This is a genomic window from Methylocystis bryophila (genome assembly GCF_027925445.1).
Lineage (GTDB): Bacteria > Pseudomonadota > Alphaproteobacteria > Rhizobiales > Beijerinckiaceae > Methylocystis > Methylocystis bryophila.
This window is the reverse complement of the sequence record NZ_AP027149.1, coordinates 2049955-2075203: the sequence shown is the minus strand read 5'-3', so window position 1 is coordinate 2075203 and position 25249 is coordinate 2049955. Positions and strand designations below refer to the sequence as shown.

At 63.8% G+C, this 25249-nt stretch carries 20 protein-coding genes; 11 read left to right on the top strand and 9 right to left on the bottom strand.

Annotated features, from left to right (window positions below; translation table 11 throughout):
- Window positions 1-43: 43 nt before the first annotated feature.
- Together QMG80_RS09830 and petA are read right to left on the bottom strand one after the other, a co-directional pair.
- Window positions 44-1291, bottom strand: a complete 1248-nt coding sequence (locus tag QMG80_RS09830) for a cytochrome b (RefSeq protein WP_085772648.1) — start codon at window positions 1289-1291, stop codon at window positions 44-46.
- 53 nt (window positions 1292-1344) lie between these two features.
- Window positions 1345-1863 (bottom strand): ubiquinol-cytochrome c reductase iron-sulfur subunit, encoded by a 519-nt coding sequence (gene petA, locus QMG80_RS09825; protein WP_085773797.1) that lies wholly within the window; start codon window positions 1861-1863, stop codon window positions 1345-1347.
- A gap of 201 nt (window positions 1864-2064) precedes the next feature.
- Here petA and QMG80_RS09820 point away from each other — a divergent pair, with 201 nt between their 5' ends.
- Complete coding sequence (locus QMG80_RS09820) at window positions 2065-2556, top strand: tRNA (cytidine(34)-2'-O)-methyltransferase (protein ID WP_085773796.1); 492 nt, start codon at window positions 2065-2067, stop codon at window positions 2554-2556.
- 4 nt (window positions 2557-2560) lie between these two features.
- On the opposite strand, the gene QMG80_RS09815 is transcribed toward QMG80_RS09820, so the two are convergent.
- Both QMG80_RS09815 and ubiG read right to left on the bottom strand, forming a co-directional pair.
- Window positions 2561-3223 (bottom strand): invasion associated locus B family protein, encoded by a 663-nt coding sequence (locus QMG80_RS09815; RefSeq protein WP_085772647.1) that lies wholly within the window; start codon window positions 3221-3223, stop codon window positions 2561-2563.
- Between the two features lie 48 nt (window positions 3224-3271).
- Window positions 3272-4030, bottom strand: a complete 759-nt coding sequence (gene ubiG, locus QMG80_RS09810; protein WP_085772646.1) for a bifunctional 2-polyprenyl-6-hydroxyphenol methylase/3-demethylubiquinol 3-O-methyltransferase UbiG — start codon at window positions 4028-4030, stop codon at window positions 3272-3274.
- Between the two features lie 336 nt (window positions 4031-4366).
- On the opposite strand from ubiG, the gene QMG80_RS09805 reads away from it, so the two are divergent.
- The 7 genes from QMG80_RS09805 (at window position 4367) to QMG80_RS09775 (ending at window position 11617) form a co-directional block, all read left to right on the top strand.
- Complete coding sequence (locus QMG80_RS09805; protein WP_085772645.1) at window positions 4367-5602, top strand: aspartate kinase; 1236 nt, start codon at window positions 4367-4369, stop codon at window positions 5600-5602.
- A gap of 100 nt (window positions 5603-5702) precedes the next feature.
- A complete protein-coding gene (locus QMG80_RS09800; RefSeq protein ID WP_085772644.1) occupies window positions 5703-6104 on the top strand; it encodes a DUF2267 domain-containing protein in 402 nt (133 codons plus the stop codon).
- Between the two features lie 189 nt (window positions 6105-6293).
- Window positions 6294-7154, top strand: a complete 861-nt coding sequence (locus QMG80_RS09795; protein WP_085772643.1) for a chorismate mutase — start codon at window positions 6294-6296, stop codon at window positions 7152-7154.
- A gap of 15 nt (window positions 7155-7169) precedes the next feature.
- Entirely contained in the window at window positions 7170-8273 is a 1104-nt protein-coding gene (hisC, locus tag QMG80_RS09790) for a histidinol-phosphate transaminase (RefSeq protein ID WP_085772642.1), read from the top strand.
- The gene (locus QMG80_RS09785; RefSeq protein WP_085773795.1) at window positions 8266-9261 is read left to right on the top strand and encodes a prephenate/arogenate dehydrogenase family protein; all 996 of its coding nucleotides are present in this window, start codon (window positions 8266-8268) and stop codon (window positions 9259-9261) included. Before hisC ends, QMG80_RS09785 begins: the two co-directional genes overlap by 8 nt.
- Window positions 9262-10007: 746 nt before the next feature.
- On the top strand, window positions 10008-10652 hold the full coding sequence (locus tag QMG80_RS09780; protein WP_085772641.1) for an exopolysaccharide biosynthesis polyprenyl glycosylphosphotransferase: 645 nt from the start codon (window positions 10008-10010) through the stop codon (window positions 10650-10652).
- A gap of 281 nt (window positions 10653-10933) precedes the next feature.
- A complete protein-coding gene (locus QMG80_RS09775) occupies window positions 10934-11617 on the top strand; it encodes a hypothetical protein (protein WP_085772640.1) in 684 nt (227 codons plus the stop codon).
- A 191-nt stretch (window positions 11618-11808) separates the two neighbouring features.
- Here the strand turns inward: QMG80_RS09775 and QMG80_RS09770 are convergent, their stop codons facing one another.
- Complete coding sequence (locus QMG80_RS09770) at window positions 11809-15216, bottom strand: acyl-[ACP]--phospholipid O-acyltransferase (RefSeq protein ID WP_085773794.1); 3408 nt, start codon at window positions 15214-15216, stop codon at window positions 11809-11811.
- Window positions 15217-15475: 259 nt separating this feature from the next.
- Between QMG80_RS09770 and QMG80_RS09765 the strand changes: the two genes are divergently transcribed.
- Together QMG80_RS09765 and QMG80_RS09760 are read left to right on the top strand one after the other, a co-directional pair.
- Window positions 15476-16111, top strand: a complete 636-nt coding sequence (locus QMG80_RS09765) for a TetR/AcrR family transcriptional regulator (RefSeq protein ID WP_085772639.1) — start codon at window positions 15476-15478, stop codon at window positions 16109-16111.
- A 6-nt stretch (window positions 16112-16117) separates the two neighbouring features.
- Entirely contained in the window at window positions 16118-16858 is a 741-nt protein-coding gene (locus tag QMG80_RS09760) for a sulfite exporter TauE/SafE family protein (protein WP_085772638.1), read from the top strand.
- Window positions 16859-16867: 9 nt separating this feature from the next.
- Here QMG80_RS09760 and QMG80_RS09755 read toward each other — a convergent pair whose 3' ends face one another.
- The 4 genes from QMG80_RS09755 to eruA all read right to left on the bottom strand — a co-directional run bounded on the left by QMG80_RS09755 (window position 16868) and on the right by eruA (window position 22596).
- A complete protein-coding gene (locus QMG80_RS09755; RefSeq protein ID WP_085772637.1) occupies window positions 16868-17470 on the bottom strand; it encodes a DsbE family thiol:disulfide interchange protein in 603 nt (200 codons plus the stop codon).
- The gene (ccmD, locus tag QMG80_RS09750) at window positions 17467-17616 is read right to left on the bottom strand and encodes a heme exporter protein CcmD (protein WP_085772636.1); all 150 of its coding nucleotides are present in this window, start codon (window positions 17614-17616) and stop codon (window positions 17467-17469) included. The genes QMG80_RS09755 and ccmD overlap by 4 nt, the downstream gene beginning before the upstream one ends.
- On the bottom strand, window positions 17613-18347 hold the full coding sequence (locus tag QMG80_RS09745; protein WP_432806979.1) for a heme ABC transporter permease: 735 nt from the start codon (window positions 18345-18347) through the stop codon (window positions 17613-17615). The genes ccmD and QMG80_RS09745 overlap by 4 nt, the downstream gene beginning before the upstream one ends.
- Window positions 18348-18627: 280 nt before the next feature.
- On the bottom strand, window positions 18628-22596 hold the full coding sequence (gene eruA, locus QMG80_RS09740) for an NACHT domain-containing antiphage protein EruA (RefSeq protein ID WP_245299965.1): 3969 nt from the start codon (window positions 22594-22596) through the stop codon (window positions 18628-18630).
- 298 nt (window positions 22597-22894) lie between these two features.
- On the opposite strand from eruA, the gene QMG80_RS09735 reads away from it, so the two are divergent.
- Window positions 22895-25120, top strand: a complete 2226-nt coding sequence (locus QMG80_RS09735) for a transglycosylase domain-containing protein (protein WP_245299964.1) — start codon at window positions 22895-22897, stop codon at window positions 25118-25120.
- The last annotated feature ends 129 nt before the right edge of the window (window positions 25121-25249 follow it).

Below are 25249 nucleotides of genomic sequence, written 5' to 3'. Positions count from 1 at the left end.
GCGCGAAACGCGTGACGACGCGCTCCTTCGGGAGATGGAACGTTCAGCCATGGGTCGCATCAAGCTCCGCCTTCCTGGAAGCGATCGCCGCCTCGATGGACGCGGGCTCCTGTGCTTTCTCGATCCTTCCAACGATGGGAAGGACCAAGAGAAAATAGGCGAAATAGCAGAAGGTGAGCAATCGGGACGCGATCAGGAACGCGCCCTCCGGCGGCTGCGAGCCGAGATAGCCCAGTCCTATGCACACGACGAGAAAGGCGATGAAGAACCGGCGAAACAACGGCCGATAGCGCCCGGATTTCACTTTCGACGTGTCGAGCCACGGCAGCGCCGCCGGCAAGACCACGGCGCCGAAGAGCGCGATAACGCCGAAAAGCTTGCTCGGGATCGCGCGCAACACCGCGTAAAACGGCAGGAAATACCACTCCGGCACGATGTGCGCGGGCGTCACCATTGGGTTGGCTTCGATGTAATTGTCAGGATGGCCGAGATAATTCGGCGTGAAAAAAGTCAGCCAAGCGAAAAGGACGAGGAACGCCCCGAGGCCGAAGGCGTCTTTGAAAGTCGCAAAAGGGGTGAAGGGCACGGTCTCCTTCTCGATGTCCTTGACTTCGACTCCGTCGGGGTTGTTTTGCCCGGTCACATGCAGCGCCCAGACGTGCAGCACGACGACCGCCGCAATCACGAAGGGCAGCAAATAGTGGAGGGCGAAGAAGCGATTGAGCGTCGGATTGTCGACTGAATAGCCGCCGAGCAGCCAGACCGTGATCGACTCGCCGACGACGGGAATCGCGGTGAACAGATTGGTGATGACCGTCGCCGCCCAAAAGGACATCTGTCCCCACGGCAGCACATAGCCGAGGAAGCCCGTGGCCATCATCAGCACGAAGATGACGATGCCCAAGATCCATAGCAGCTCGCGCGGGTCCTTGTAGGAGCCGTAGTACATGCCGCGCAGGATATGGATGTATGCCGCCAGGAAGAACAAGGACGCGCCGTTCGCATGCGCATAGCGGAGGATCATCCCCCAGTTCACGTTGCGCATGATGTGTTCGACGGAATCGAAGGCCAGGGTGGTCTCCGCCGTGTAATGCATGGCGAGCACGACGCCGGTGACGATCTGAGCCACGAGCATGAAGCTCAAGATCGCCCCGAAGGTCCAAAGATAGTTCAGGTTCTTGGGCGTAGGAAAGGCGACGAAGGAATCATGCATGAAGCTGAGGATCGGCATGCGCCGCTCGATCCACCGCGCAAGGGCGCTTCGTGGCGTGTATTTTGAAGGTCCGCTCATCGGTTCGCGTCAGGTCCCTGAATCAGAAGCTGCTCCGTCGCGACGGCGTCGAGCTAGCCAATCTTGATCTTCGTATCGCTGAGAAAGCTATATTCCGGCACGTCGAGATTGGCGGGCGCGGGCCCGCTGCGAATGCGTCCGGAGACGTCGTAGGTGGAGCCATGGCAAGGACAGAACCAGCCGCCGAACTCGCCTTCGTGACCGAGCGGAATGCAACCGAGATGCGTGCAGACGCCGATCACGACGAGCCACTCGGGCTTCTTGACGCGCGCGGAATCCGGCTGCGGGTCGGGAAGACTGGCGAGCGGCGTCTCCTCAGCCGCGGCGATTTCCGCCGGCGTGCGATGCCGGATGAACACGGGCTTGCCGCGCCATTTCACGGTGACGATCTGGCCTGGAGCGATAGCCGCGATATCGACGTCGATCGACGCCAAGGCGCGCGTCGACGCATCCGGATTCATCTGCGCGATCAAGGGCCAGACGGCGGCGCCGGCCGCCACTGTAGCCATCGCGCCCGTTGCGACGAACAGAATGTCCCGGCGTCCCGGCCGCGCTATCGTCTCGTCCCTCAATCCGTGCTCCCTTTCCACGCCACAGGATCGCGCGATCTTGGCTTTTCGGCGCTGCGGTGCGGTGGCGGGCTGCGCATCCTGCTTTTGGCGCCAAAAGCAGCTCTTGTCCACTTCGGCGGAAGGGGCTTGTCAGTTTGTCGCAGGCGAGCCAATCTAGAGCGCGCGCAACAGGCTGTGTTGCCGACAAAAGACGGCGCGCCGATGACATCAACAACGCCTCATGCCGAGCCGCGCCTAACGCTCGCGCTCTACCAGCCCGACATCGCGCAAAACGCCGGAACCTTGCTGCGCATGTGCGCCTGTCTTGGAGTCGAGGCGGCGCTTATCGGGCCGGCGGGCTTTGCCTGGGGCGATCGTTCGCTGCGGCGCGCTGGGATGGATTACCTCGATCATGTGAGGCTCTCGCGCCACGCCTGCTTTGAGGACTTCGACGCTTGGCGCCGCGCGCAACAGCCGCCGCGCCGTCTTGTGCTGCTCACCACGAAGTCGCCTCTCTCCTATCTCGACGCGCGGTTTTGCGATGGCGACGTGCTGATGGTCGGCCGAGAGTCGGCGGGCGTTCCCGACGAGGTCGTCGCCCGGGCGGATGTCGCAGCGTCGGTAGGGATGCGGCCGGGAATGCGCTCGCTGAACGTCGCCATCGCCGCGGCGATGGCGATCGGAGAGGCGCTGCGTCAGCTGCGAGAAGCGTGAACGCCTATTTGCACTCCTGCTGCACGCGCGTGAGCGCGTCGGAGAGGCCCTTGAGCGAATAGCTATCCGTGGTGGAGGTTCCCTTCGCGGAGGAAGCTTTCACGACGAGCTTGGACCCGTGCCTCATCGTCTCGACGAACTCTTTCTCTTGGGCCGGATTTTTCAGCCAAGCGCTCTCTTTCATCGTGACCAGATCAAAGCTGTTTCCGTCGACGTCTGCGGTTGCGGCGCCGTTGTCCTTTGTCGCGTAACCGAGATTGATGGCGATCTCGTTGCGGACGCCCTCGCTTGGGCGGGTGGAGACGAAGATATTCGCTTTCGCGTCCTTGAGCTTTCCCTCGGGCAGGCGCTTCTGCGGCGCGGCGAGCGTGTAGCAGATCTTGTCCTTGCAGGAGGTGTTCAGCACTTCCCAGTCGCCGAACTTGCCGACAGAAAGCGGTTTGCAAGCGCCCTTGCCCGATTTCTTGTCGGCGGAATCGCCCTTCGATTTGGAGTCGCCTTTGGCCTTGGCGTCCGACTTCGATTTCGCGTCCGATTTCGACTTGGCGTCCGACTTGGATTTTTCCTGCGCCGTCGCGATCTGCGTCGACAGGGAGGAAACGCAAGCGAGCGCCAGTGCGAGCAGTAGACGAGGCGCGACTTTGCAAAGAGGAGCGGAGCCGATCATGGACCCCTGTTTAGCCTCGCCTGAGCGGGGGAACAAGGGCCTCGATCCTCACCCGTCCTTCTTCGCGGCCATCAGATAGTTCACTCCAGTGTCGGCGCCCTTGGCCCACTGACGCGTCAGGGGGCTAAAGCTCATGCCGGCGCGATCGATCTCGCGCATTCCCGCCACCCTGAGCCAGCCGGACAGCTCATCGGGACGCACGAACTTCTCGTGGCTGTGCGTGCCGCGGGGCACCCAGCCCAAGACATACTCGGCTCCGACGATCGCCAGAACGAAGCTCTTGAAGGTGCGGTCGATCGTCGCGAGAAACAAGAGGCCGCCCGGCTTCACCAGCCGCGCGAGCGTCGCGACGAAGGCTTTCGGCCCTTCCACATGCTCGATCACTTCAAGCGCGGTGACGATATCGAAGCTCTCGCCGGTCGCGGCGAGGGCCTCGGCCGTGGTGTTGCGATAGTCGATGTCGAGCCCGGATTTCGCCGCGTGGCGGCGTGCGATCTCCACGTTGTTCGGCGCGGGGTCGACGCCCGTCACCTTGGCGCCGAGCTCGGCGAGCGCCTCCGCCAATATGCCGCCGCCGCAGCCGATGTCGGCGATCGAAAGCCCGGCCAGATCCGCGTCCCGCTCGCGACCGAGATGGCGCGAGGCCTGGAGGCGCACATACTCGACCCTTATCGGGTTGATGTCGTGCAAGATCCCCATCTTGCCGGTCTTGTCCCACCACAGCTCCCCGAGCCGGTTGAAGCGGGCGACGTCGGCGGGATCGACGCTGGATTGATTCTCTCGCGGGACTTCGTGCGACCCCTTCATTCTCCGAAAACCCTCCGCGCGTCCTGCTAGATCACGTTCTCTGCGTTTGAGCGGAATCGCTCGATTCTTTAAGTTTAGAGCGGGATTCGCGCGAAAAGCCGCCTTCCGCTTTTTCGGGCCGCGCTCTAGAGCGCCGTTGACAGCGCCGGCGACGCCGTAACATATACGCGCGCGCTCGCCAAAGGCGAGGCGACGCCGGGCGCGGCGCCTGTCCCTCGGACCCGTCGTTCGAGCGGAAAAAATAACGCTAAATCAGAAAGTTGGAGCGAGGTCCCGATCGCAAGAGCCCCTTAAACTTTTGCGTCAATTCGCTTCTTGCCCCAAAGTCCGGTCCCCATGCCCCGTCTGGTGATGAAATTCGGCGGCACTTCTGTCGCCACGGTCGAACGTATTCACAATGTCGCGCGCCATGTGAAGCGCGAGATCGCGGCCGGCTATGACGTGGCGGTCGTCGTCTCCGCCATGTCGGGCAAGACCAACGAGCTCGTCGCCTGGTGCAAAGAGGCCGCGCGGCTTCACGACATGCGTGAATATGACGCGGTGGTCGCCTCGGGCGAGCAGGTGACGTCGGGGCTTCTCGCTATCGCATTGCAGGCGCAGGGCGTCGCCGCGCGCTCCTGGCAAGGCTGGCAGACGCCGGTGCTGACTGACGCGTCCCATGGCGCCGCGCGCATTATGTCGATCGAGCCCGAGGGGATTATCGAGGGCTTTGGACGTAAGGAGACTGCGGTTGTCGCAGGCTTCCAGGGGATCCACAAGCCTTCGGGCCGGATCACGACGCTTGGACGCGGCGGCTCCGACACGAGCGCGGTGGCGCTCGCGGCGGCGATCGGGGCGGAGCGCTGCGACATTTATACCGACGTCGACGGCGTCTATACGACGGACCCACGAGTCGTCTCTAAGGCGCGTCGAATGGACCGGATCGCCTTCGAGGAAATGCTGGAGATGGCGTCGCTCGGCGCCAAGGTGATGCAGGTGCGCTCGGTCGAGCTGGCGCTGAAGCACGACATGCCGACCTATGTCCGCTCGTCCTTCGACGATCCGGACGATCCGCGGCCGGGCACGTTGATCTGCCGGGAGGAAGACATCATGGAATCGCAAGTCGTGACGGGCGTCGCCTTCTCGCGCGACGAGGCGCAGATCACGCTGCGCCGGGTCATTGACAAGCCCGGCGTCGCGGCGAGCGTGTTCATGCCGCTGGCGGAAGCGGGCATCAACGTCGACATGATCGTTCAGACCATCTCGGACGACAGCATGACCGACATGACCTTCACGGTCGCCGCGAGCGATTTCGACCGCGCCCGCGCTCTTCTCGAAAAAGCCAAGGGCGAGATTGGCTTTGCCGCGCTGGCCGGCGCGAAGGACGTCGCGAAGGTCTCCGTCGTCGGCGTCGGCATGCGCAGCCACGCCGGCGTCGCGGCGAAGGGCTTTCGCGCGCTGGCCGAGAAGGGTGTCAATATCCGAGCCATCTCGACCTCCGAGATCAAATTCTCGGTCTTGATCGACGCCGCCTACACGGAGCTCGCCGTGCGCACGCTGCATACGCTCTATGGGCTCGACGGCGAGGACTGAGCGAGGAATTCGGTCGCCGCGCCCTTGCCTTTCGGCGCGCGAAGGGTGAGGAAACAGCGGCCGGCGGCCGGCGTCGGTTCGAGCGATAAGGAATCGTCTCATGGAAGCATTGATCAAGAGGATCTGCGAGTCGATCGGCGTCGATGAAACCGTCGCCAGGGCGGCGGTCGGCCATGTGCTCGCCTTCCTGCAAAGGGAGCTTCCCAACGGACCGGTCGCCGATCTCATAGCGAAGCTCCCCGGATCGCAGGAAGCGATCGCCGCGGCCGCTTCCACCCACGCCGAGGGATTGGGCGGCGCGCTCGAGGGCCTCGGCGGCCTGATCGGCGGCGCGGCCGGCGACATCATGTCTCTCGTCGGCCATCTTGGAGGCATTGGCCTTGGCATGGGCCAGATGCAGAAGCTCGCGCATGAGATCTTCGCCCATGCCGAGGAGCTGGTCGGCAAGGAAAATGTCGACAAGATCATCGAGGCGATCCCCGCGCTCGCCCCGTTCCGCTGAGCGCGGCCCCCGCGCCCGTTCTTGCCCGCAAGGGTTTCGCTCTAGAGCGCGATGCGAAAAAGTGGAAACCGGCTTTTCGCACCCATCGCGCTCTAAACTTCAAGAATCGATCGCGTTTCTGCGTTCAAGCGATTCCGCCTGAACGCAGCGTGATCAAAGGCGCCGCATGCGGCCCGCAGGACGACGACCGTGCCCCCTTCCCCCGCTGACGCGCTGAGCGAGCTGCGCCAGGAGATCGACCGCATCGATCTCTCGATGCATCGGCTGTTGATGGAGCGGGGCGAGATCATCCACCGGCTGATCGAAGTCAAGCGCGCCCAAGGCGCGGGTTGCGCCTTTCGGCCGGATCGCGAGGCGCAGATGATGCGCGCGCTCGTCGAGCGCCACCAAGGCCTTCTGCCGCTCGATGCGGTGGAAGGAATCTGGCGCGTCATCGTTTCGACCTTCACCTATGTGCAGGCGCCTTATACTGTGCATGCCGACGATTCAGGCGGTGACGCGCAGATGCGCGACAGCGCGCGATTCCATTTCGGCTTCACAGTCCCCTATGCGCCGCATCATGGTGCCCTCGCCGTCATCTCGGCGGTCGCCGCCTCGGGCGGCGATCTCGGCGTCCTGCGCGCGTCGGGCGGTTCGGGCGACGGCGCCTGGTGGCTGCGCCTGATCGGCGATGCGGGGCCGAAGATCATCGCGCGCCTGCCTTTCGTCGAGCGCCCGGATCATCCGGCGGGCCTCCCGGTCTTTGTCATCGCGAAGCCGGGCGCCGAGGCGGCGTCCCAGGACATCGCGCTCTTCTCTATATCCCTGCCCCGCTGGACGCATGACGCGCCGGCCGCAGTCGCCGCCGCCGAAGGCGAAATTCTCGCAGCCGCGCCTGTCCCCGGCGGCCATTCGATCCTCGTCGCCCTCCCCGCCGCCCAGGCCACCCGCCTGCCCGCCGCGCTCGGCGACGCCAATCTCGGCGCCGCGCAAATCGATCCAGTCGGCGGCCATTCGGCGCGTTTCGAGATGGATGAAGCGCGCGCGGGCGTCTTCGCGCCAGAGCCCTGACCTCGGAAGCCGTACATGAAACCTTCCCCTCGCGACGGCGTGCTCGCCATTGACGCCTATGTTCCCGGCAAGAGCGCCGCGGCGCGAACCGACGGCGCGCGCGTGTTCAAGCTCTCCGCCAATGAGACGCCGCTCGGCCCCTCGCCCCACGCGATCGAAGCGGCACGACGGGCGGCTGAATCCATCGCCGAATATCCCGAGGGCTCCGCGCGGGCGTTGCGCGAGGCGATCGGCGCGCGGCACGGCCTCGATCCACGACGCATCATCGCCGGCGCCGGCTCCGATCAGATCCTGGAGCTGCTCGCGCTCGCCTATGTCGGGCCTGGAGACGAGGGGATCTACAGCCAATACGGCTTTCTCGAATATCGCATCGTCATCCTGGCGGCGGGAGGCGTCCCGAAGGTCGCGCCCGAGACGAATTACGTCGCGAGCGTGGATGCGCTGCTCGCGCAGGTGACCGAGCGCACGAAAATCGTCTTCCTCGCCAACCCGAACAATCCGACCGGGAGCTATCTCTCGAATCGCGAGATCGAGCGGCTTGCCGACGCGCTGCCGCCTCGCGCGCTGCTCGTCCTTGACTCCGCATATGCCGAATATGTGCAGGCCGAGGATTACGACTCGGGCCTGCGGCTCGCCGGGCTTCGCGATAATGTCGTGATGACCCGGACTTTCTCGAAGATTTACGGTTTGGCCGGCCTGCGCCTCGGCTGGGGCTATGGTCCTGCGCATGTGATTGACACGCTGAACCGCATCCGCTCGCCCTTTAATGTCTCGAGCCTGGCGTCGGCGGCGGGAATCGCCGCGCTGGCGGACAGCGACCATCTCAAGGCCGCGACCGCGCATAACGCGCGGTGGCTTCCCTGGCTTTCCGAGAAGATCAGCGATCTTGGGCTCGAGGCGCTGCCGAGCGTGGGCAATTTCATCGCGATCCGCTTTCCAGACAGCGAGGGACGGCGCGCCGCCGACGCCGATCGGTTTCTCACGCGGCGCGGCCTCGTGCTGCGCGCGATCGGCGCCTATGGCATGCCGCAGTTTCTGCGCCTCACGGTGGGCTGTGAAGAGGCCAATGCGCGCGTGGTGGCGGCGATCGGAGACTTTCTGCGAGGCGCCGATGCATGAAGAGCCGCTCTTCGATAAGCTGACGCTGATCGGGCTCGGCCTCATTGGATCATCCATCGCGCGCGCCGCCCGGACGCATTGCGCGGTGCGCAAGATCGCGGCGCTCGACTCCTCCCCGCGAGTCCTGGCGCGCGTTCGCGAGCTGGAGATCGTCGACGACGCGAGCGGCGATGTCGAGCAGGCGCTGGGCGATGCGGATCTCGTCATTCTCTGCGCGCCGGTCGGCGCATGCGGCGCGATTGCGCGCGACATCGCTCCTCACCTCAAGCACGGCGCCATTCTATCGGACGTCGGCTCCGTCAAGGGTTCAATCGTCAAGGCGGTCGCGCCGCATGTGCCGCCTGGCGTGCGTTTCGTGCCGGCGCATCCTCTGGCGGGCACCGAATATTCGGGGCCGGACGCGGGCTTCGCCACTCTGTTCAAGAACCGCTGGTGCCTCCTCACGCCAATCGACCAAGCGGCGTTTGAGCGTGACCACTCAAACGCCGACAACGTGGCTCCCAGCCTTTCGCAGCGCGCGCCGCACGCCGAGAACGACGCGGTGGATGCGCTAGCAGAGTTCTGGAAGCGGCTCGGCGCCAAGGTCGAGGTCACGACGCCGGAACATCATGATCTCGCGCTCGCGATCACGAGCCATCTGCCGCATCTCATCGCCTTCAACATCGTCGGCACGGCGGATCATCTCGAGAAGGTGACGGAATCGGAGGTCATCAAATTCTCGGCCTCGGGCTTTCGCGACTTCACGCGTATCGCCGCCTCCGATCCGACCATGTGGCGCGACGTTTTTCTGAACAATAAGGGGGCCGTTCTGGAGATGCTCTCGCGCTTCAACGCGGACCTCGCCGCCTTGCAGAGGATGATCGAGGTCGACGACGGCGAGGGCCTCTTCGATCTCTTCACGCGGACGCGGGCGATCCGTCGCGGGATCGTCGAGCAGGGCCAGGATACGGCGGCGCCGGATTTCGGCCGCCCGCATGAGAAGGCGTAGAGCGGCGTTCAACTGAGCCTCGGCTCGACTTTCGCTCCGCCGGGACCAATTTCGCGCGATAGAGAATTCCGCAATATTTGACAGGCTATAGCAGTTGGAATTCGCTCCAAGCTGCTGATTTGGCGCGATGGCCAGCCGGAAGGGCCGCTGCGCGGCGCGACGGGCGCAGCAAGGCTCAGCAAACAAACCCGCTTTCTGGCCGGGGGTTGGCGGCGAGGCCCAAAAATTCGCGATTGCGAAAGCGCCCCGGCGATGGGCGAATAGCTCGCCGGCGCGCGCGAGTTTCTCCTGCCAAGGCTCTGCTTCACAAAATGAGCGCTGATGTTTCACAAAAATAAGAGGGGACAAATGCAAACATCTGCGGTATAAACTGGGGCCGAATTAAGGTGACGCCGTCCTAAAAAGGCCTAGATTGCGGACGCGGCGAATCAGTAAACGCATTTCGGCGAGCAAACTGCTTCGCAATTTGCACAAATCGACGACGCCAAGCTGATACTCGACCATAAGTCATTGAATATTGCTGTGTTGAATCCGGCGCCGGTTTTGCGATGTGCTGCACCGCACAGTCGTTCGGTCGAGGGCCTGTAAAGCCCATGTTCGAAACTTTCTCCCGGCTCAGGAACTGAGCCAGCCGATCTTTCTCGCCGGCGCGGCGTTTTGCGCGCTGCGCAGGGATTGGTCGCCGAGAGCCTCGAACCGTCGATAGGGCTGCGCCTAGGGGTCACGCCCAGAAGGAGCTTAGCCTTATGGCTACGAATAATCAGGTTATCGCTTCACATGTTGGAATCGGCTTTGGTCGGCTAAAGCGCGTCGAGGATATCGTCATCGCCACTGTGGCGCTCGTTTTGCTGGCGCCCTTGATGGCGCTGGTTGCTCTGGCCATTCAAATCGAAACCCCTGGACCGATCTTCTTCCGGCAAACCCGCACAGGGCTTGGCGGCCGGACTTTCGAAGTCTGGAAGTTTCGCTCCATGTATCATGAGTTGTCGGACTGGCGCGGAGCGGCTCAGACCCGGCGGGACGACCCCCGTGTCACCCGGATAGGCCGTTTTATTCGGAGAACGAGCATCGACGAGCTGCCGCAATTGTTCAACGTCCTCGAGGGGACAATGTCTATTGTGGGTCCTCGTCCCCATGCTTTATCTACGAAGATCGACGGGCAGAACCTCGAAGAGATCGTCGATTATTACGCCGCCCGACATTACACCAAGCCGGGAATGACGGGCCTGGCTCAGATCAATGGCTTCCGCGGAGAGCTGGACACCATCGAAAAGCTCCGGAAACGGGTGGAGCTCGATCTTCGCTATATTAATGATGGAAGCTTGTGGCTCGACCTAGAGATCATATTGAAGACGGCATTTCTGTGCGTATATGACGAAAAAGCATATTGAGATAGAATATTAGCTGCCTTAGCGAGCGCGCAATACAAAAACCGTGAACCGGTTTTCGTATAAAGCGCGCTCTACGTTTTTATATTCGATCACGTTGCTGTACTCAGGCGGCTCCCCTGAGCGTAGCGCGATCTAGAGCATGTCCTTTTTGCTCGTGTGTGTTCCATACGATCGAAAAGGACATGCTCTAACGGCCCCGTTCAATCGCCACGTCGGCTATGAATCTTAGAGTTCAACATCAAAGCAAAAGAACAAGCGTATCACTCTCTGGAGGGCCGGCCATGCTGGACGAAAACCACTCAGTCAATCTTCACGAGACCAACGCGGCGACTTCCTACCGTAGTTGCTATAAAGAGGTCATCGATGACATTGAGCGGCTAAACTGGTCGGCATTGAACCGAGAGGAGCTCATGGCGGTGTGCGCCGCCTATTACTACTTCTCGGTGCAGTTCGTCGAAGCCGTCGACATCGCCTGCGGCCTTTATCCCACGGATCCTGGGCTCCTGGAGCTCCGGCAAGGGGAATGCGACACGGACAACCTCTCGCCTTACCCGGGCGTCGCCGGGGAAGGCGAGAAGATGAACCATGACGAATTCATGCGCCGCGCGGTCGCCATGTCGAGTCTGGCGGCGGCCGAGCGGACGCGCCTAGAGAGTCTCGGCCGGGCCTATCTCGACGAAGTGCGCGGGTTGAAGCCCTTCGTCCGGGCGATCTCGCTGTCGAGCTACGAAGACGGCGGGCTACCGCGGGTCTTCGGCGCGATATTGCGGGCGCTCGACTGGGAAGAGCCTTCGCTCGGGGCTTTCCGACATTTCCTGGTCCTTCACGTCGCTCTTGACGGCGACAGCCACGGAGCGCTGTGCCGCCACCTTGCTGCGGACGATCGGATCCTTCCGTTGTGGAGGGCCTTCCGTAAGCTGCTCGTGGAAGCCGCGCCGAAGCTCGCCGCCAAGGGCCAAGCCTAAGCCCTACTCTATTCTGCGCGGTTGTCGGCCCCGCTCTGAGACCAGGCGTTCGGCCGATGCGGCCCAGCGCGCGCTGCAGACCCGAGCGAACTGCGCGAAGCTCGACAGCTTTGGCGATCGGAATTCGCTCCAAGCCTTTGAATTAGAGCGCAGCCCCAGGCAGCGTGATCGGAGACGACGCCCGGCCTCTCTCATCCTTCCGTCGATGGCGTCGCCCGGCCCCGAATCATCTTCGTGACCCCGGCGAAATCAATCTTGCCCGAACCGAGAAGCGGCAGCGCCTCAACGACAATGATCTCGGCCGGAATCATCAGCTCCGAGGCGCCCTTCGTCTTCGCGAAAGCCTGGAAAGCCGAGCGAGACGCGTCCTGACGCTCCGTAGCGAGCACGATCCGCTCAGTTTTGCGCGGGTCAGGCTCGCTCGCTGCGGCGGAAAGCTCATCGGGCCAGAGCTCGGCGGCCAGCGCCTCGATGCGGGCGAGCGAGATCATTTCGCCGCCGATCTTGGCGAAGCGCTTGGCGCGGCCCTTGATCGACACGAAGCCTTCCGCATCGATGGCGACGATGTCGCCCGTGTCGTGCCAGCCCTCTGTCGGCGGCTCGAGCACGCCTGGGTTCTCGGACCTCAGATAACCGAGCATCACATTGGGACCGCGCACAAAGAGCCGCCCCGCACCTTCGACTCCGGCGACGGGCTCGAGCTTGGGCTCGATCCCCGGCAGCAAGCGGCCTACCGTGCCGAACTTATTGTGCATCGGCGTGTTGAGCGCCAGAACCGGCGCGGTTTCCGTCACGCCATAGCCCTCCAAGATGCGCACGCCGAACTTCTCGCTCCAGGTGTCGCGCGTGGCCTCCTTCACCGGCTCCGCGCCGGCGACGACATAGCGGATCGAGCGAAAATCATAGGCGTTGGCGGTGCGTGCATAGCCGGCGAGAAACGTGTCCGTGCCGAAGAGGACGGTGGCGTTGGAGCTGTAAACGAGCTCCGGCACGATTCGATAATGCAGCGGCGACGGATAGAGGTAGATGGGCACGCCGGAAACGAGCGGCAGCACGAAGCCCACCGTCAACCCGAAGCAGTGGAAGATCGGCAGCACGTTGAAGACCTTGTCCTCGCGGCTGAAGTCGATGCGCGCGGCGGCCTGCGCGATGTTGGACAGCATGTTGCGGTGTGAGAGCGCAACGCCTTTCGGCGCGCCTTCCGAGCCTGAGGTGAAGAGCACCGCGGCCATGCGGTCGGGATCGTGGGGCGCCAGCGCGCGACGATGCAGAAGCAGAGCGCGCAATTTGTCGAGAGGCGTCACGCTGTCGCGCAAATCCTCGAGATAGATGAGCTCGATCTCCTCGCCGAGCGCCAAAACAAGCTTCTCGAGCCGCGCCGCTTCAATGAAGGCGCGCGAGGTCGCAATCCGCTTCGCGCCGGCTCCTTTCAAGCCGGCGAGGATATTGGCGTGGCCAGCCGTGAAGTTCACCATGGCCGGCACGCGGCCCGCGGAGGAAAGCGCGAGCAGCGCGACGCAGCCGCCATTGGCGTTGGGGACCATGAGGCCGACCGTTTCGCCGGGCTCGGTCAGCGCCGCGAATTTTTCTCCGAGCGCGCGCGCCGCGGTGAGCAGCTTGCGATAGCTGAGCTTGCCCGAAACGGGATCCTCGAGCGCGATGCGCGAGGCGCCGTGATGGCGCAAAGCCGCGACCGCCGCCTGGAAAATCGTGCGATTGACGTCGGTCGTGAGAAATAAGAGATCGGACATGACGTGATAGAGCGCGAGGCCCGCTGCCGCGCGACGCTTCCTGCCCTTGAGGCTTTCATCGACCGAGAGACGCACGGGCTCGAGCACGGTCAGCTTGAACTTCGGAAAGAGACGCCGCGGCTCCTTGGTCTTCGGGACGCGCGAGAAGATCGTCGCCTCGGGGCCTTCGATGCGCACCGGCAGCACCAGCGCGTTTGACCTGTCGGCGATGAGGCCGGCGCCGTCGTAAACCTTCATCAGGCTGCCGGTCACGGTGAGGCGACCCTCGGGAAAAATAACCAGTGGCTCGCCGCTCTTGACGGCGTTGACGAGCGTGCGGGCGCCGAGCGGCTTCGTCGGATCGAGCGGCACGACATGCGCGAATCTCAAGAATGGCTTGACCCACCAAGCCGTGGCGATGGTGCGGTCGATGGCGAAGATCGGCGCGCGCGGCATGATCGACAGCGCGAGCGCCGCATCGAGGAAGCTCACATGATTGAGCGCGACGATCGGATTGGGGCCGGCGCGATCGAGATTTTCGAGGCCTTTGACCTCGAGCCGATAGAACGAGCGGAAAAAGATCGACAACAGGTCGCGCAGCGGATTTTCGACGACGGCCTTATTGATCCAGATGGCCGAGACGGCGGCGAAGACCGCGACGCCGCCAAAGAGCGTCCAGATCGGGGCGCCGGCTTGTTGCAAAGCCGCGACGAGCAGTCCGCCGCCGACCATCGCGGCGGCGTTGAGCACATTGACCGCCGCAAGAATGCGCGCGCGTCTCGCGGGATCGGAAAGCGCCTGCAACGCGGCAAAGGCGGGCACGACGATCATCCCGCCCGAAATCGACATCACACCGAGATCGATCAGCGCGCGCCAAGCGCCCGGCTGGGCAAAATAGGGATCGAGCGCGAGCAGCGCGCCAGGCGACGACGCGTCGTGAAAGGCGAGCATGAGGGAAAGATCGCCCGCGGCGAGGGCCGCGCCGGCAGCGCCCAGGACCGAGGGCAGCAACATGATCTGGCCATGCGAGAGATAGGCGGCGAGGCCCGAGCCGAGCGCGATCGCGACCGCGAAGACGACAAGATGCGCCGTCACGACGATCTCTCCGCCATGCATTGTCTGGGCGACGAGGGTCGGCAGGAGCGACGTCGCCACGGCGCCCAATAGCCAGAAGATGCTGGTGACGAGGCCAAGACGCCAAAGCATCGGCTCGCGGTGCAGCTCGGCGACGAAGGCGAAGGTCGAACGCGCGATATTGGCGTCGATCGCAAGCGCGCTGTCGGCGCGCGGCGTCGAAGGGATGAACCAGGCGCTCGCGTAGGAGAGGATCGCAAAGCCGATCATGCCGAGCGCGAGATAGGCCGGATCGCGGCCTTCCTCCATGGCGAGACCGCCGAGGATCGTGCCAACGAGGATCGCAATGAAGGTCGCGGCTTCGACGAGCGCATTGCCCTTCGGCAATTCCTCGCGCCGCAGGCAATCGGGCAGAATTCCGTATTTGGCGGGGCCGAACAACGCGCCGAGCGCGCCGAAGAGGAAGAGCGCGAAGAACAACAGCGCTGTGGAGCCCGCGTAAAAGCCGGCGACCGCTATGCCCGCGGCGCCGATTTCAGCGAGCTTCAGCCGGCGCATGACGACGGCCTTGTCAAACTTGTCGGCGAGCTCGCCGCCGAGCGCCGACAACAGAAAATAGGGCGCCATGAGCGTCGCGGTCGCCAATGTGACGAGCGACGCCCCCGCTTCGCCGCCAATCTTGAACAGCACGAAAAAGGCCAGCGCGTTTTTCAAGAGATTGTCGTTTAGAGCGGCGAAGAACTGGCACCAGAAGAGCGGCGCGAAGCGGCGCGCGGACAGCAGGGACTGGGACATGGCGGCGTCCATCAAGGGAGGCTTTCGACCGGCGGATGCCGACGAAGTGCTTCTATGACGAGCGGCCGTCGGCGGGCTAGGCGCCGTTGCGCTTTGCTCCACTCGCTCCTCGTCGAAGAGGCCGCACGCGGGCTCATCGGTCTTGAACATCCGTTCCCTCCTGCTATGAACAACGTTCATCATCACAGGCTAGCGCAAGTGTGAACAATGTTCAAGCTTGTTCTGGACACTGTTCAGAGAATGCCGAAGGGGAAAGGCTTTGTCGAAGCCTACTGAGAAAACGGACGTTTCTCGCCGGGATCACCTCCGCGAGAAGATTTTGGGCGCTGCCCAAACCCTTATCGCCGACAAGGGGCTCGCGGGACTGAAGGCGCGCGAGGTCGCGCAGGCGGCGGGATGCGCTCTCGGGGCGATCTACACGGTCTTCGCCGATCTCGACGAGCTGATCCTGCGCGTTAACGCGCGCACGCTCACGCGCTTGGAGGCGGCGCTTGCGCAGGAGGGCGACGGCGACGCGCTGGAGGTCCTGGCGCTCGCCTATCTCGCCTTTGCGCGCCGCGAGGAGCCCTCGTGGCGGGCGCTGTTCGGCTTTCGCCTGCCGCCTGGCAGCTCCCTGCCCGACTGGTTTGTGACCGAGCGCGACCGGCTCTTCGCCCTGCTCGAATCGCCGCTATCGGAGCTTTTGCCGGACCACGCCCCGGAGGATGTGAGGCGGACCGCGCGCACGCTGTTTTCGGCCGTGCACGGGATCGTCTCGCTCGGACTCGAGGACAAGCTCGGCGACAGCGCCGGCGTTATGCTAGAGGCGGAGCTTGAGGCGTTCGTCGGCACGTTCGCGCGCGGACTCGCCGTCGCCGCACGCAAGCGGCGCCAAGACGCCCGCGCGCGGGAATAGGCGGCCATGACCTTTTTTCTGATCTTCCTCGTCGCGGTCTGGGGCGGCGCGCAGAATGCGCTCGCGGGCGGCGGCTCCTTCCTGATCCTGCCGACGCTGATGTTTTCGGGGCTGGACGCGCTCGCGGCCAACATCACCTCCTGCGTCGCGCTGTTTCCCGGGCAGATCGCGACGGGTTGGGCGGGGCGCTCACGCGCCGCCGGCGTCTCCGGCCTCTCTCTGCCGACGCTGTTTGCGATCAGCATTCTAGGCGGCGCGCTCGGCGCGGCGATCCTGTTGCTCACGCCCGCGACCTTCTTCGCGCGGCTCATTCCCTGGCTCGTGCTTTTCGCCACGGGCGTCTTCGTGTGGGGCAGCTTTTTTCGCAAGGCGACGAAGACTTCGGGGCATATCGGGCCCATCGCCGCCGGGATCGCCCAATTCGCGATCTCCGTCTATGGCGGCTATTTCGGCGGCGGCATCGGCTTTCTGATGATGGCGGCGCTGACGCTCGCCGGCGAGAACGCCCGGACGGCGAGCGCGACGAAGAACGTGCTCGCTGGCGTCATGAACGCTTCCGCCGTGCTGATCTTTCTCTTCTCTCCGGATTTGCGCTGGCCGCAGGCGCTCGCGACCGCGGCCGGCGCGACGCTCGGCGGCCTTTTCGGCGTGGGGCTTCTGCACCGGCTCAATGAGAGAGTGCTACGCTTGGCGATCGCCGTGATCGGCACGGCGCTGACGATCGGACTTTTCCTCACGCAGCGTTGAAAGCTTGCCTCAAGAGGGCGGCGCCGCCGACGCCTTCAGCGCCTTCTCGATCTCGGGGATCAGCGTCTTCTCCAGCGCATAGGGCGACAAAGGTCCCACGAATTTATAGGCGACGACCCCGTCGCCTCTGACGACGAAGGTCTCCGGCACGCCATAGACGCCGAAGTCGATCGCCGTGCGGCCGAGAGAATCCGCGCCGACGGCGTCGAAGGGATTACCCTCCTGCGTCAGGAAGCGAACCGCATTCGCCGCATCGTCCTTGTAAGAAAGGCCATAGAGCTTGACGCCCGCAGCCTTCAGCGTCTCGTCATGGGCGAGCGTCAACAGCGTCGGCGCTTCGGCGCGGCAAGGCGCGCACCAGGAGGCGAAGACGTTGATGACGCTGACATGGCCTTGACGCAAATCGGCGTCGCCGAAGCCCGAAACGCCAGCCAGTCCTTCGACCGCCGGAAGCGTGAAGGCCGGCGCCGGGCGGCCGATGAGCGCCGAGGGGAGCTTCGAGGGATCGCCGGAAAAGAGCCGCGCGACGAAGAGGCCGGCGAGCAGCAGAAAGACGCCGAGCGGCGCGAGACGGAGCCAGGGGCGCTGGCTTTTCTCCTCCCCGGCGCTCAACCCTCCTCTCCTTGATCCTTGAAGCGCGCGAGCTCGGCCAAGAGCCTTCGATGCTCGCCGACGATGCGCCAGATCGCGCCGCCGACCACAATGAAGGCGATGGCGTAAGCCGCGATGATATAGCCCCAGTGCGGATCGGCGTTCATGTCAGCGCCTCCTCGGCGCGCACGGCGCGCAGCGTAAGACGCGCGAGTCGCCGGCGCAGGATCTCATTGCGCAGCGCCATGAAATGCAGCGCCAGGAAGAGGCAAGAGGCGCCCGCCGCCATGACGAGCAGCGGCCAGAGCATCGAGCCCGAGATCGTCGAGCCGCCGGCGCGGAACACCGACGCCGGCTGATGCAGCGTGTTCCACCAATCGACCGAGAATTTGATGATGGGGATGTCGACGAGGCCGACGAGCGTCATGATCGCGGCGACGCGCGCGCCGCGCGGCGTGTCGTCCATCGTCTGGCGGATCGCGATGACGCCGAGATAGATCAGGAACAGCACGAGATAAGAGGTGAGGCGCGCGTCCCAGACCCAAAAGGTCCCCCACATGGGCTTGCCCCAGAGCGAGCCCGTGACAAGGCAGAGAAAAGTGAAAAGCGCGCCGAGCGGCGCCGCCGTCTTCTGCGCCGCATCGGCCAGCGGATGGCGCCAGACGAGCGCGCCGATCGAGGCGGAGCTCATCACAATATAGGCGAACATGCCAAGCCAGGCGGCGGGCACGTGGATATACATGATCCGCACCGTCTCGCCCTGCTGATAATCCGGCGGAACGAGGAAGAAGGCGGCATAAAGCCCGACGCCGAGCAACAGCGCCGCGGCGCCCGAAAGCCAGGGAAGCAGCCGGTCCGTCAGCGCCATGAAACGCGTCGGATTGAAAAACTCGGAAATTGTCGCCACGGGGCGGACGTCTCCTTGCGTGAGTGCGGGTCGGTGGGCCGTGAGTCCTGCGCGCTCGGCTCCGGGCAGGCCCCGCCGCCGACCTGGGTGGCGTCAACTAAACACGCTCCGGCTTGGAGGCAAGCCGCCTCCCCCAGGGGTCGGTGGTTCGATTTGAACATCCGCTCTGCAAAAGTGCAGTCATTGCCGTCAGAGGCACGGAAGGGCGGGGTGTGCGGGGAGCCGGAGCCTCCGCGACGGATTATCTGCACAGTCTTGGGCCGCCTAGGCGTCAGATTTCCCCCGACACGTCCATAACGATGACGGCAAGCCGCTTACGCATATCGTCCGGCAACAGCAATTGAAGCGTGCTTTCCATCTCAGCTGGTGTTTTTGGCGGCTGCAGGGGTTTGGGCGGCCGGGGCATGGGCCTCGCCCGTTTCTTTCCAAACCAGAACACCACGTAGATGCCGAATCCTTTTGCTTCAGGATCATGCGCGTAGAAGCGCTCTAGCTGTCCCGTAATCGCCTTCCAGACCTCCGCATGATAATTGCGCTTCAATTCACAGAGAATTTTCCTCCCGGGCATCGCGGCCGAGATATCCGCACGCTTGTCTGCCACCATATGTCCTTCGGGTTCGACGGTGACGCCGAGCGGCAGTAAAGCCGGCCTGAGCAGATCTACGACATCGTCCCGGCAGACTTCCTCCGGCCGCGGGTCTATCAGCTTTGCATTAGAGTCGACATTCCAAAATTTCTTAAAGAGGTCAGTGTTTTCTCGTGCGATGCGGTGGGCTAGATCGCGCAAATGGACCAGAAGCACCGCATGAAGATCGGCGACCGTAGCGGGCGCGCGATTGGCTAGGGCCCCGATGGTTCGCAGCCAATCAGGGCGATCATATTCGCTTTCTCTGCGGCGCTGCCGCTGATTGTGCAATGCGTAAAGGAGATGCGACTTGTAAGGGGCAAGTTGTGCGTCGGCTTCAAGCCGCTGCAGAGCATCGGTCGCCTCCGGGCTCGGCGAAGCTGAGATCATATTAACCAGCGCCCGAAAATGATCTGATGCATCCCAGGGATTGGTGTCACCCTGCCAGCTCTCAGGAGCCGGCGTCTCAGGGAAGAGTGATCCCGTCAGCTTCGCTATGAATTCGAGCATTGGCAGGGGCAGGGCATGATGAGGCTGTGCCCGATGCGCAAAACCGCTCCGGTCGCGCAAATCGAAGACAAGGTTAGGCCGGCTGCGCGCCCGGCGCTCGACATCGTTCTCGAACTGCGCGGGCGCGATGAAATAGGCCGTGACCATCCAAAGATCGTACTGTCGCTCATCGACGGCCGTCGTGCCGGAAATCACCGGGCCCGCGAGCTTCAGGAAATCTTGATATATCGCGGGCAGCGCGCTGATCGCATCTAGAAGTTCGCAAAGTGAAGGCGGATTGGCATTGGGGAATTGCCTTAGCAAATCGAGAACAATCACCGGTCGGTAAGGCTCAAAGGCGGGCTCGTGCAGAAGCTCGCGCAAGCCAATTACGCCATTTGCGCTGCGAGAAAGATGCAACTGCGCGACGGCAAAATATGCATCCCGCACGAGTTCAGGTTTCCGCTCCGTCAACTCCTTGCGCCAGGGATGGACTGCCCAACCTTGCTTGCCTCCCTCCCGCGTCCAAACAGGATTGGCGAGATCGAAGACGAGCATGCCCTTGAGAAAATCATCGGAAAGGCCAACCAGTCCTTGCCCTGCCGCCCAGCGCTCGTTCAGGCCAGCAATGAGCGCGTACCACCAACCATAATGCTGATCTTCGGCGGTGGGCAACAACACATCGTTAAAGCTGGGTAGATCGTTGCGCGCCAATGTCGCGGCCAGCGCTTCGAGCGCGGCGTCAACACGCCCTTCGCCGAGCCATGCTCCAATCCTCTCGCGCGGCGAAAGGTTGTTTTCCGAGTCGGCGTAAAGACCAAAGTAGATAAGAGCCAAGTGTTGGAGCCAGCCAAGATGTGCGCCGCTGCGGATTTTATCGATGTTCTGGTCAAACTCCCGTTGCTGCCGCGCCCGATCGTTCAGGTCTCGCGGGGCTCGCGACGATCGACCGATAAAGTAATTGCTTGGAAGCTCCACAACCACCGTAGCGCTGCGCAGGGGCCGTAGTAGTTCATCATGTTCGGCCCGGAGGTAGAGTTCGTCGAACGCTCTTGTTCCGTGCACGGGGGCGATGTGGATCGAAAGCGAGAGAACAACCTCGTAAAGAAACGAGCGACGATCGCTTCCCATTTGAGCGGCGTCAAACGCGTGGGTAGCGATCGCGAGAAGCGCCGCCGGACTCAATTCGAATAAGGTGGCTTCGCGGAAACGGTTATACGCCAGCCAGCGGTTGTCATCCACCGGCACACGACTGAAGAAATCCTTGGCGAGCAAGTGTAGCCGATCGGGCGTAGCTCGCAGCGCTGCGTGCAGGTCTTGCCCGGCAGAGCGCTCGAAGGCGAGCCGCCTGCGCAGCCATCCCATAACCCGGGCCGGCTCAAATTGGCCGAGACTTGACCAAGCGCGTACGAGGATGCGCTCGTAAAATGAGCCCGCTTCCGCAATCCTGCGGTTGAAGCGAGAATCGTCTATCGCCCGCGGCTCGATGCCGTCGAGGATCGCCGGCAAATCCTGCTCGGGGAGAGCTTCCGCCAAAGACCAAAGCAGGCCGGCTCTGTTCGTGTCGCGGACTTGGAGCGTGTCGTTGACCAATGCGACCACCTGATCCGGGCCATAAGGATCGTCGTAGAGCGCCTGAACGATCGCCGCGCGCAGCCGCAAATCGTCCGCGGAATTACCGAGCTTTCCAAAGGCGCTTCGGATCGCAGCCTTTCCAGCGTCGCCGAGGCGCAAGAGCGCTTTCAGAGCGCCCAGCCGTTCAGCATAGGGCGAGACCTGTCGCAGTAGCACCGTCTCAAGGTCCGGCAGGATCGCTGGCAACGGCGTCCCGAGTGCAAGCGCATCGACCACCACTGAGCGAATGCCGAAGCCTGAGTCGGGGTCATTGAGGATAGCTCGGAATTCAAGGACCATGTCCGGCCGCGCGAGGGCCCCGATCGGCTGGGCTTGCCAATTCCCCGAACGGAACCACGGATTGGTGTGCGAAAGACGGGCGAGCGCGCGTACAAGAACGGCGCAGGAGCGGGGCGACAAAGAGGCAGCGTCGCCATAGGTCAGCACGCCATAAGGATCAGCTTCGATGAGTTCGTCCGCGTGCTCGGGCAAACACACTGCGAGCCAAGCGTGCAAACCTCTCAATTCCGAAGCAGGGTGCCGATCCACCCCCATCAGAGCCATCACGCGACCGAAGGGCAGGCCCTTGCGCATGCGGGAAGCGAGGAAATCCGCCGCTAGAAATTCCGCTGTCGTGCGATGCGCGTAATCTACCGTTTCCAGCTCTGGCCCTGCGTCGAACACGCGGCGACCGAGAACAGCCTGAACTTTCTCTGGAGGGAACAAATCCAGTGAACGATAGCCCGGAATATCCGGCGTGCCCTCCTGATCCGTCAGACTGATGCCATCGACGTCGCTGATTAAGCGGGCTGCGCAGACCGCGCCTGCCACAGGGCGCAGTTCCGCAACCGAGAAGCTACCACCGCCTGAGCGCGCCCGCTCTGGATTGGTCTCCTCAAGCATCAGTCTTGTCGATCGCTCGAACAGTTCCCTGCGCGTTGCAGGCCATGCGCCCGTCTTCACCGTGCTCCACAACATGATGAGATTTTGCGGGTTTTCGAGAAAATCGCCGAGCCCGCGTTCCGCGGCCTCATTGAGAAAGCCTTCAATGTCATCGCCGCCGAGACCTTGAGCCATCAACACGCTCATTTGTTCGGAACGCGACAGGCTCTCAAGATGAAGCACGCAAGCGCCGCCCTGCTGATCGAAAAATGGGGACATTGCCGCAAGATCACTTTCCCCAAGCCAGTCGGCGGCCCGGCAGGAAATTCGGAGCTTTGGTGGGGCGACCTCGAACAGTTTCTTAACCAGGGCGTCTACAGTGTCACGATCGCCTCGGCCAGCACGCTTTTCATCCAGCCCATCGATGAACAGTACCTGCTCGCATAGCATGCGCGTCGGAGTATTTAGAAAGGACCGCGCTTTAATGAAGCGCGCCTTTTCAGCCGCCGCTGCCTCATAGAATAAATGCGTCTTGCCGGCGCCCGGATCGCCCAGCAGAATGATATTCGTACGTTCGACGAATTCCGAGAAGGGCCGCGAGGTGGCATCTTCGGCACCGCCAGCGGGCACGTTTATCTGTCGTACAGCTCGAGTCATCGCAGTCCTTCGAGAATCTGAGCATCCAAGGCTGAGCAGACGCCGAGGCTCTCTATCAAGAATCATACAGCCCACAGGGAATACGAAAACGGCCCCCCTGATGGTGCAAATCCGTTATTCAGCCCTCGTCCAGCGAATGTGTGCCTGGGTCATTCTGGCGCCTGGGAGCGGAAGCCCACAAGGACTCGCTCATTGCGCCATGGCCTAGAGGCCATATGCTAGTGTGAACACGGCGGCTGGAGCGGCCCCTCGCGAGAGACTGAAACTGGCTTTGACGCAAAGTCCCGACAAGCAACATCGCAAGCGCCTGCTGCGCGATTGGCGCTTCTGGGCCGCCACGGCTTGCGTGACCGCAGCGCTCCTCGGGTCCATCGGCCTCTCGCTACGCGCCGCCGTCGCGAACGCCCGCCTCGAGGCCCCCTCCCCCACCGAAATCGTCTACGACCGCAACGGCGCCTTTCTCACGCAGGTCGCCCACGGCCCCGAGAGCCTCGGCTACGGCTATTGGCCGCTGCGGCAAATCCCCAAACGTCTGGCGCTCGCAACGTTGGCGTTGGAAGACCGTCGCTTTGACGAGCATCCGGGCGTCGATCCGCTGGCTTTGGCGCGCGCGGCGTGGCGCAACCTGCTGCATCGCGGCCCCCGTCAGGGCGGTTCAACCATCGCGATGCAGGTCGCGCGCATGCAGAATCCCAAGCCGCGCGGGCTCGTCAACAAGCTCGACGAGGCTTTGAGCGCGCTCGCGCTCGTCGCGCGCCACGGCCGCGAGGCGGTGCTCCTCCATTATCTGCGGCTTGCGCCCTATGGCGCCGGCAGCCATGGCGCGGCGCATGCGGCGCGCTTCTATTTCAATAAGCCCGTCGAGGACCTCTCCTGGGCGGAAACCGCCTTGCTCGCCGCGATCCCGCAGGCGCCGGGCCGCATGAATCTGGCGCGCGCCAGCGGCCTGAGGCGCGCCGCGACGCGGGCGGCGCGCGCGATCGACGCGCTCGCGCGCCAAAGGGCGCTCGACCGCGAGGAGGCCGCGCTCGCCAAGGCGCAGCTCCTCGCGATGCGGCCGATCGAGACGCCGAAGCGCCCGCAGGCGCTGCATCTCGCGCTTCGCTACGCGCAGCTCTTGCGCGAGGGGCGCATCGAGGCGGAGCCGCATGATCCGCGTCTCCACGCCTCGATCGATCTCGATCTCGAGACCCGCATGGAGCGGCTGGCGCGTCGCTACCTCGACGGTTTTCGCGACGCGGGCGCGCGGCAGGTCGCCATCATGGTCGCCGAGCGCCAGGGCGGCAACCATATCGTCGCCGAGGTGGGCTCGGCGCGCTTTGGCGGCAAGGACGCGGGGAGCTTCGACTTCACGCGGACAGCGCGTTCGCCGGGCTCGACGTTAAAACCTTTCGTCTATGCGCTCGCCTTCGAGCGCGGCGTCTTAGAGTCGACCGATCTCCTGGCGGACGTTCCCGAGGGCGCGTCCGGCGTCAACAACGCCGACGGGCTTTATCTCGGGCCCATGACGCCGCGCCAGGCGCTCGCCAATTCGCGCAATGTGCCGGCGGCCAATCTGATCCGTCGTGTCGGCGTCGAGGCGAATTTTCAGTTTCTGCACGAGATCGGCCTGCACGAGCTCGAGGCCCCGGCGGAGTCTTTCGGCGTGTCCATGGCGATCGGCTCGCTGCCGACGCAGCTCGGAAAGCTCACGCGCGCCTATGCGATGCTCGCCGACGACGGCGTGCTGAGCGATCTCATCTATGCGAAGGAGCAGCGTCTCGGCGCGGCGCGGCGCGCGCTCTCGCTCGACACCGCGCGGCTCGTCACCTCCATGCTCGCGGATCCGCAGGCGCGGCTGCCGACCTTCCCGCGTTACGGGCCGCTCGAATATCCCTTCGCCGTCGCGGTGAAGACGGGCACGAGCCAAGGCTACCGCGACGCCTGGACGCTCGCCTTCTCGAAGAGATTCATCGTCGGCGTCTGGATCGGCCGCGCTGACGCGGGGACGATGCGGGAGATCAGCGGCGCGGCGTCGAGCGCGCGCCTCGCCCATGCGGCGCTCGTGCAGCTGCACGGCGCGAAGCCGGGGGAGATCGAAGACGACGCGTTCCTGCCGCCGCCGGATCGCATCGCCTTGGACGCTTGCCTCGAGGCGGGCGCCCAGGGCTCCTGCGCGGCAACCTTGCGCGAATGGGCGAAGCCCGGGGCCGCTCTTCCCGTCGCGCCCGCTGCGCGGCCCGCGAACGCGGAACGGCTCGTCATCGCGACGCCCGAAGCCGACACGCATATCTGGCGCAACCCCGAGCAGCCGGCCGCCGTGGCGAAGATCGCGCTGAAGCTTGCGCCGCTCGCCCGAGCCGAGCAAATCGTCTGGTATGTCGACGGCGAGCCTTTCCGCGTCGCCGAAACGGATGAAACGGTTTTCTGGCCGCTTCGCCCCGGCCAGCACCAGATCGAGGCGCGCCGCGCACTGCAGCCAGGGCGGTCCCGCAGCGTGAGGGTGGTCGTGGAGTGAGGCTTTCCGAAGCGCCCTTCCCCGGCGAAGTTTGCAAGCTCGATTGCCTTGCGCGCGCCGCCAAGGTAAACCCGTCCTGCTCGCGCCCGTAGCTCAGCTGGATAGAGCGTTGCCCTCCGAAGGCTGATG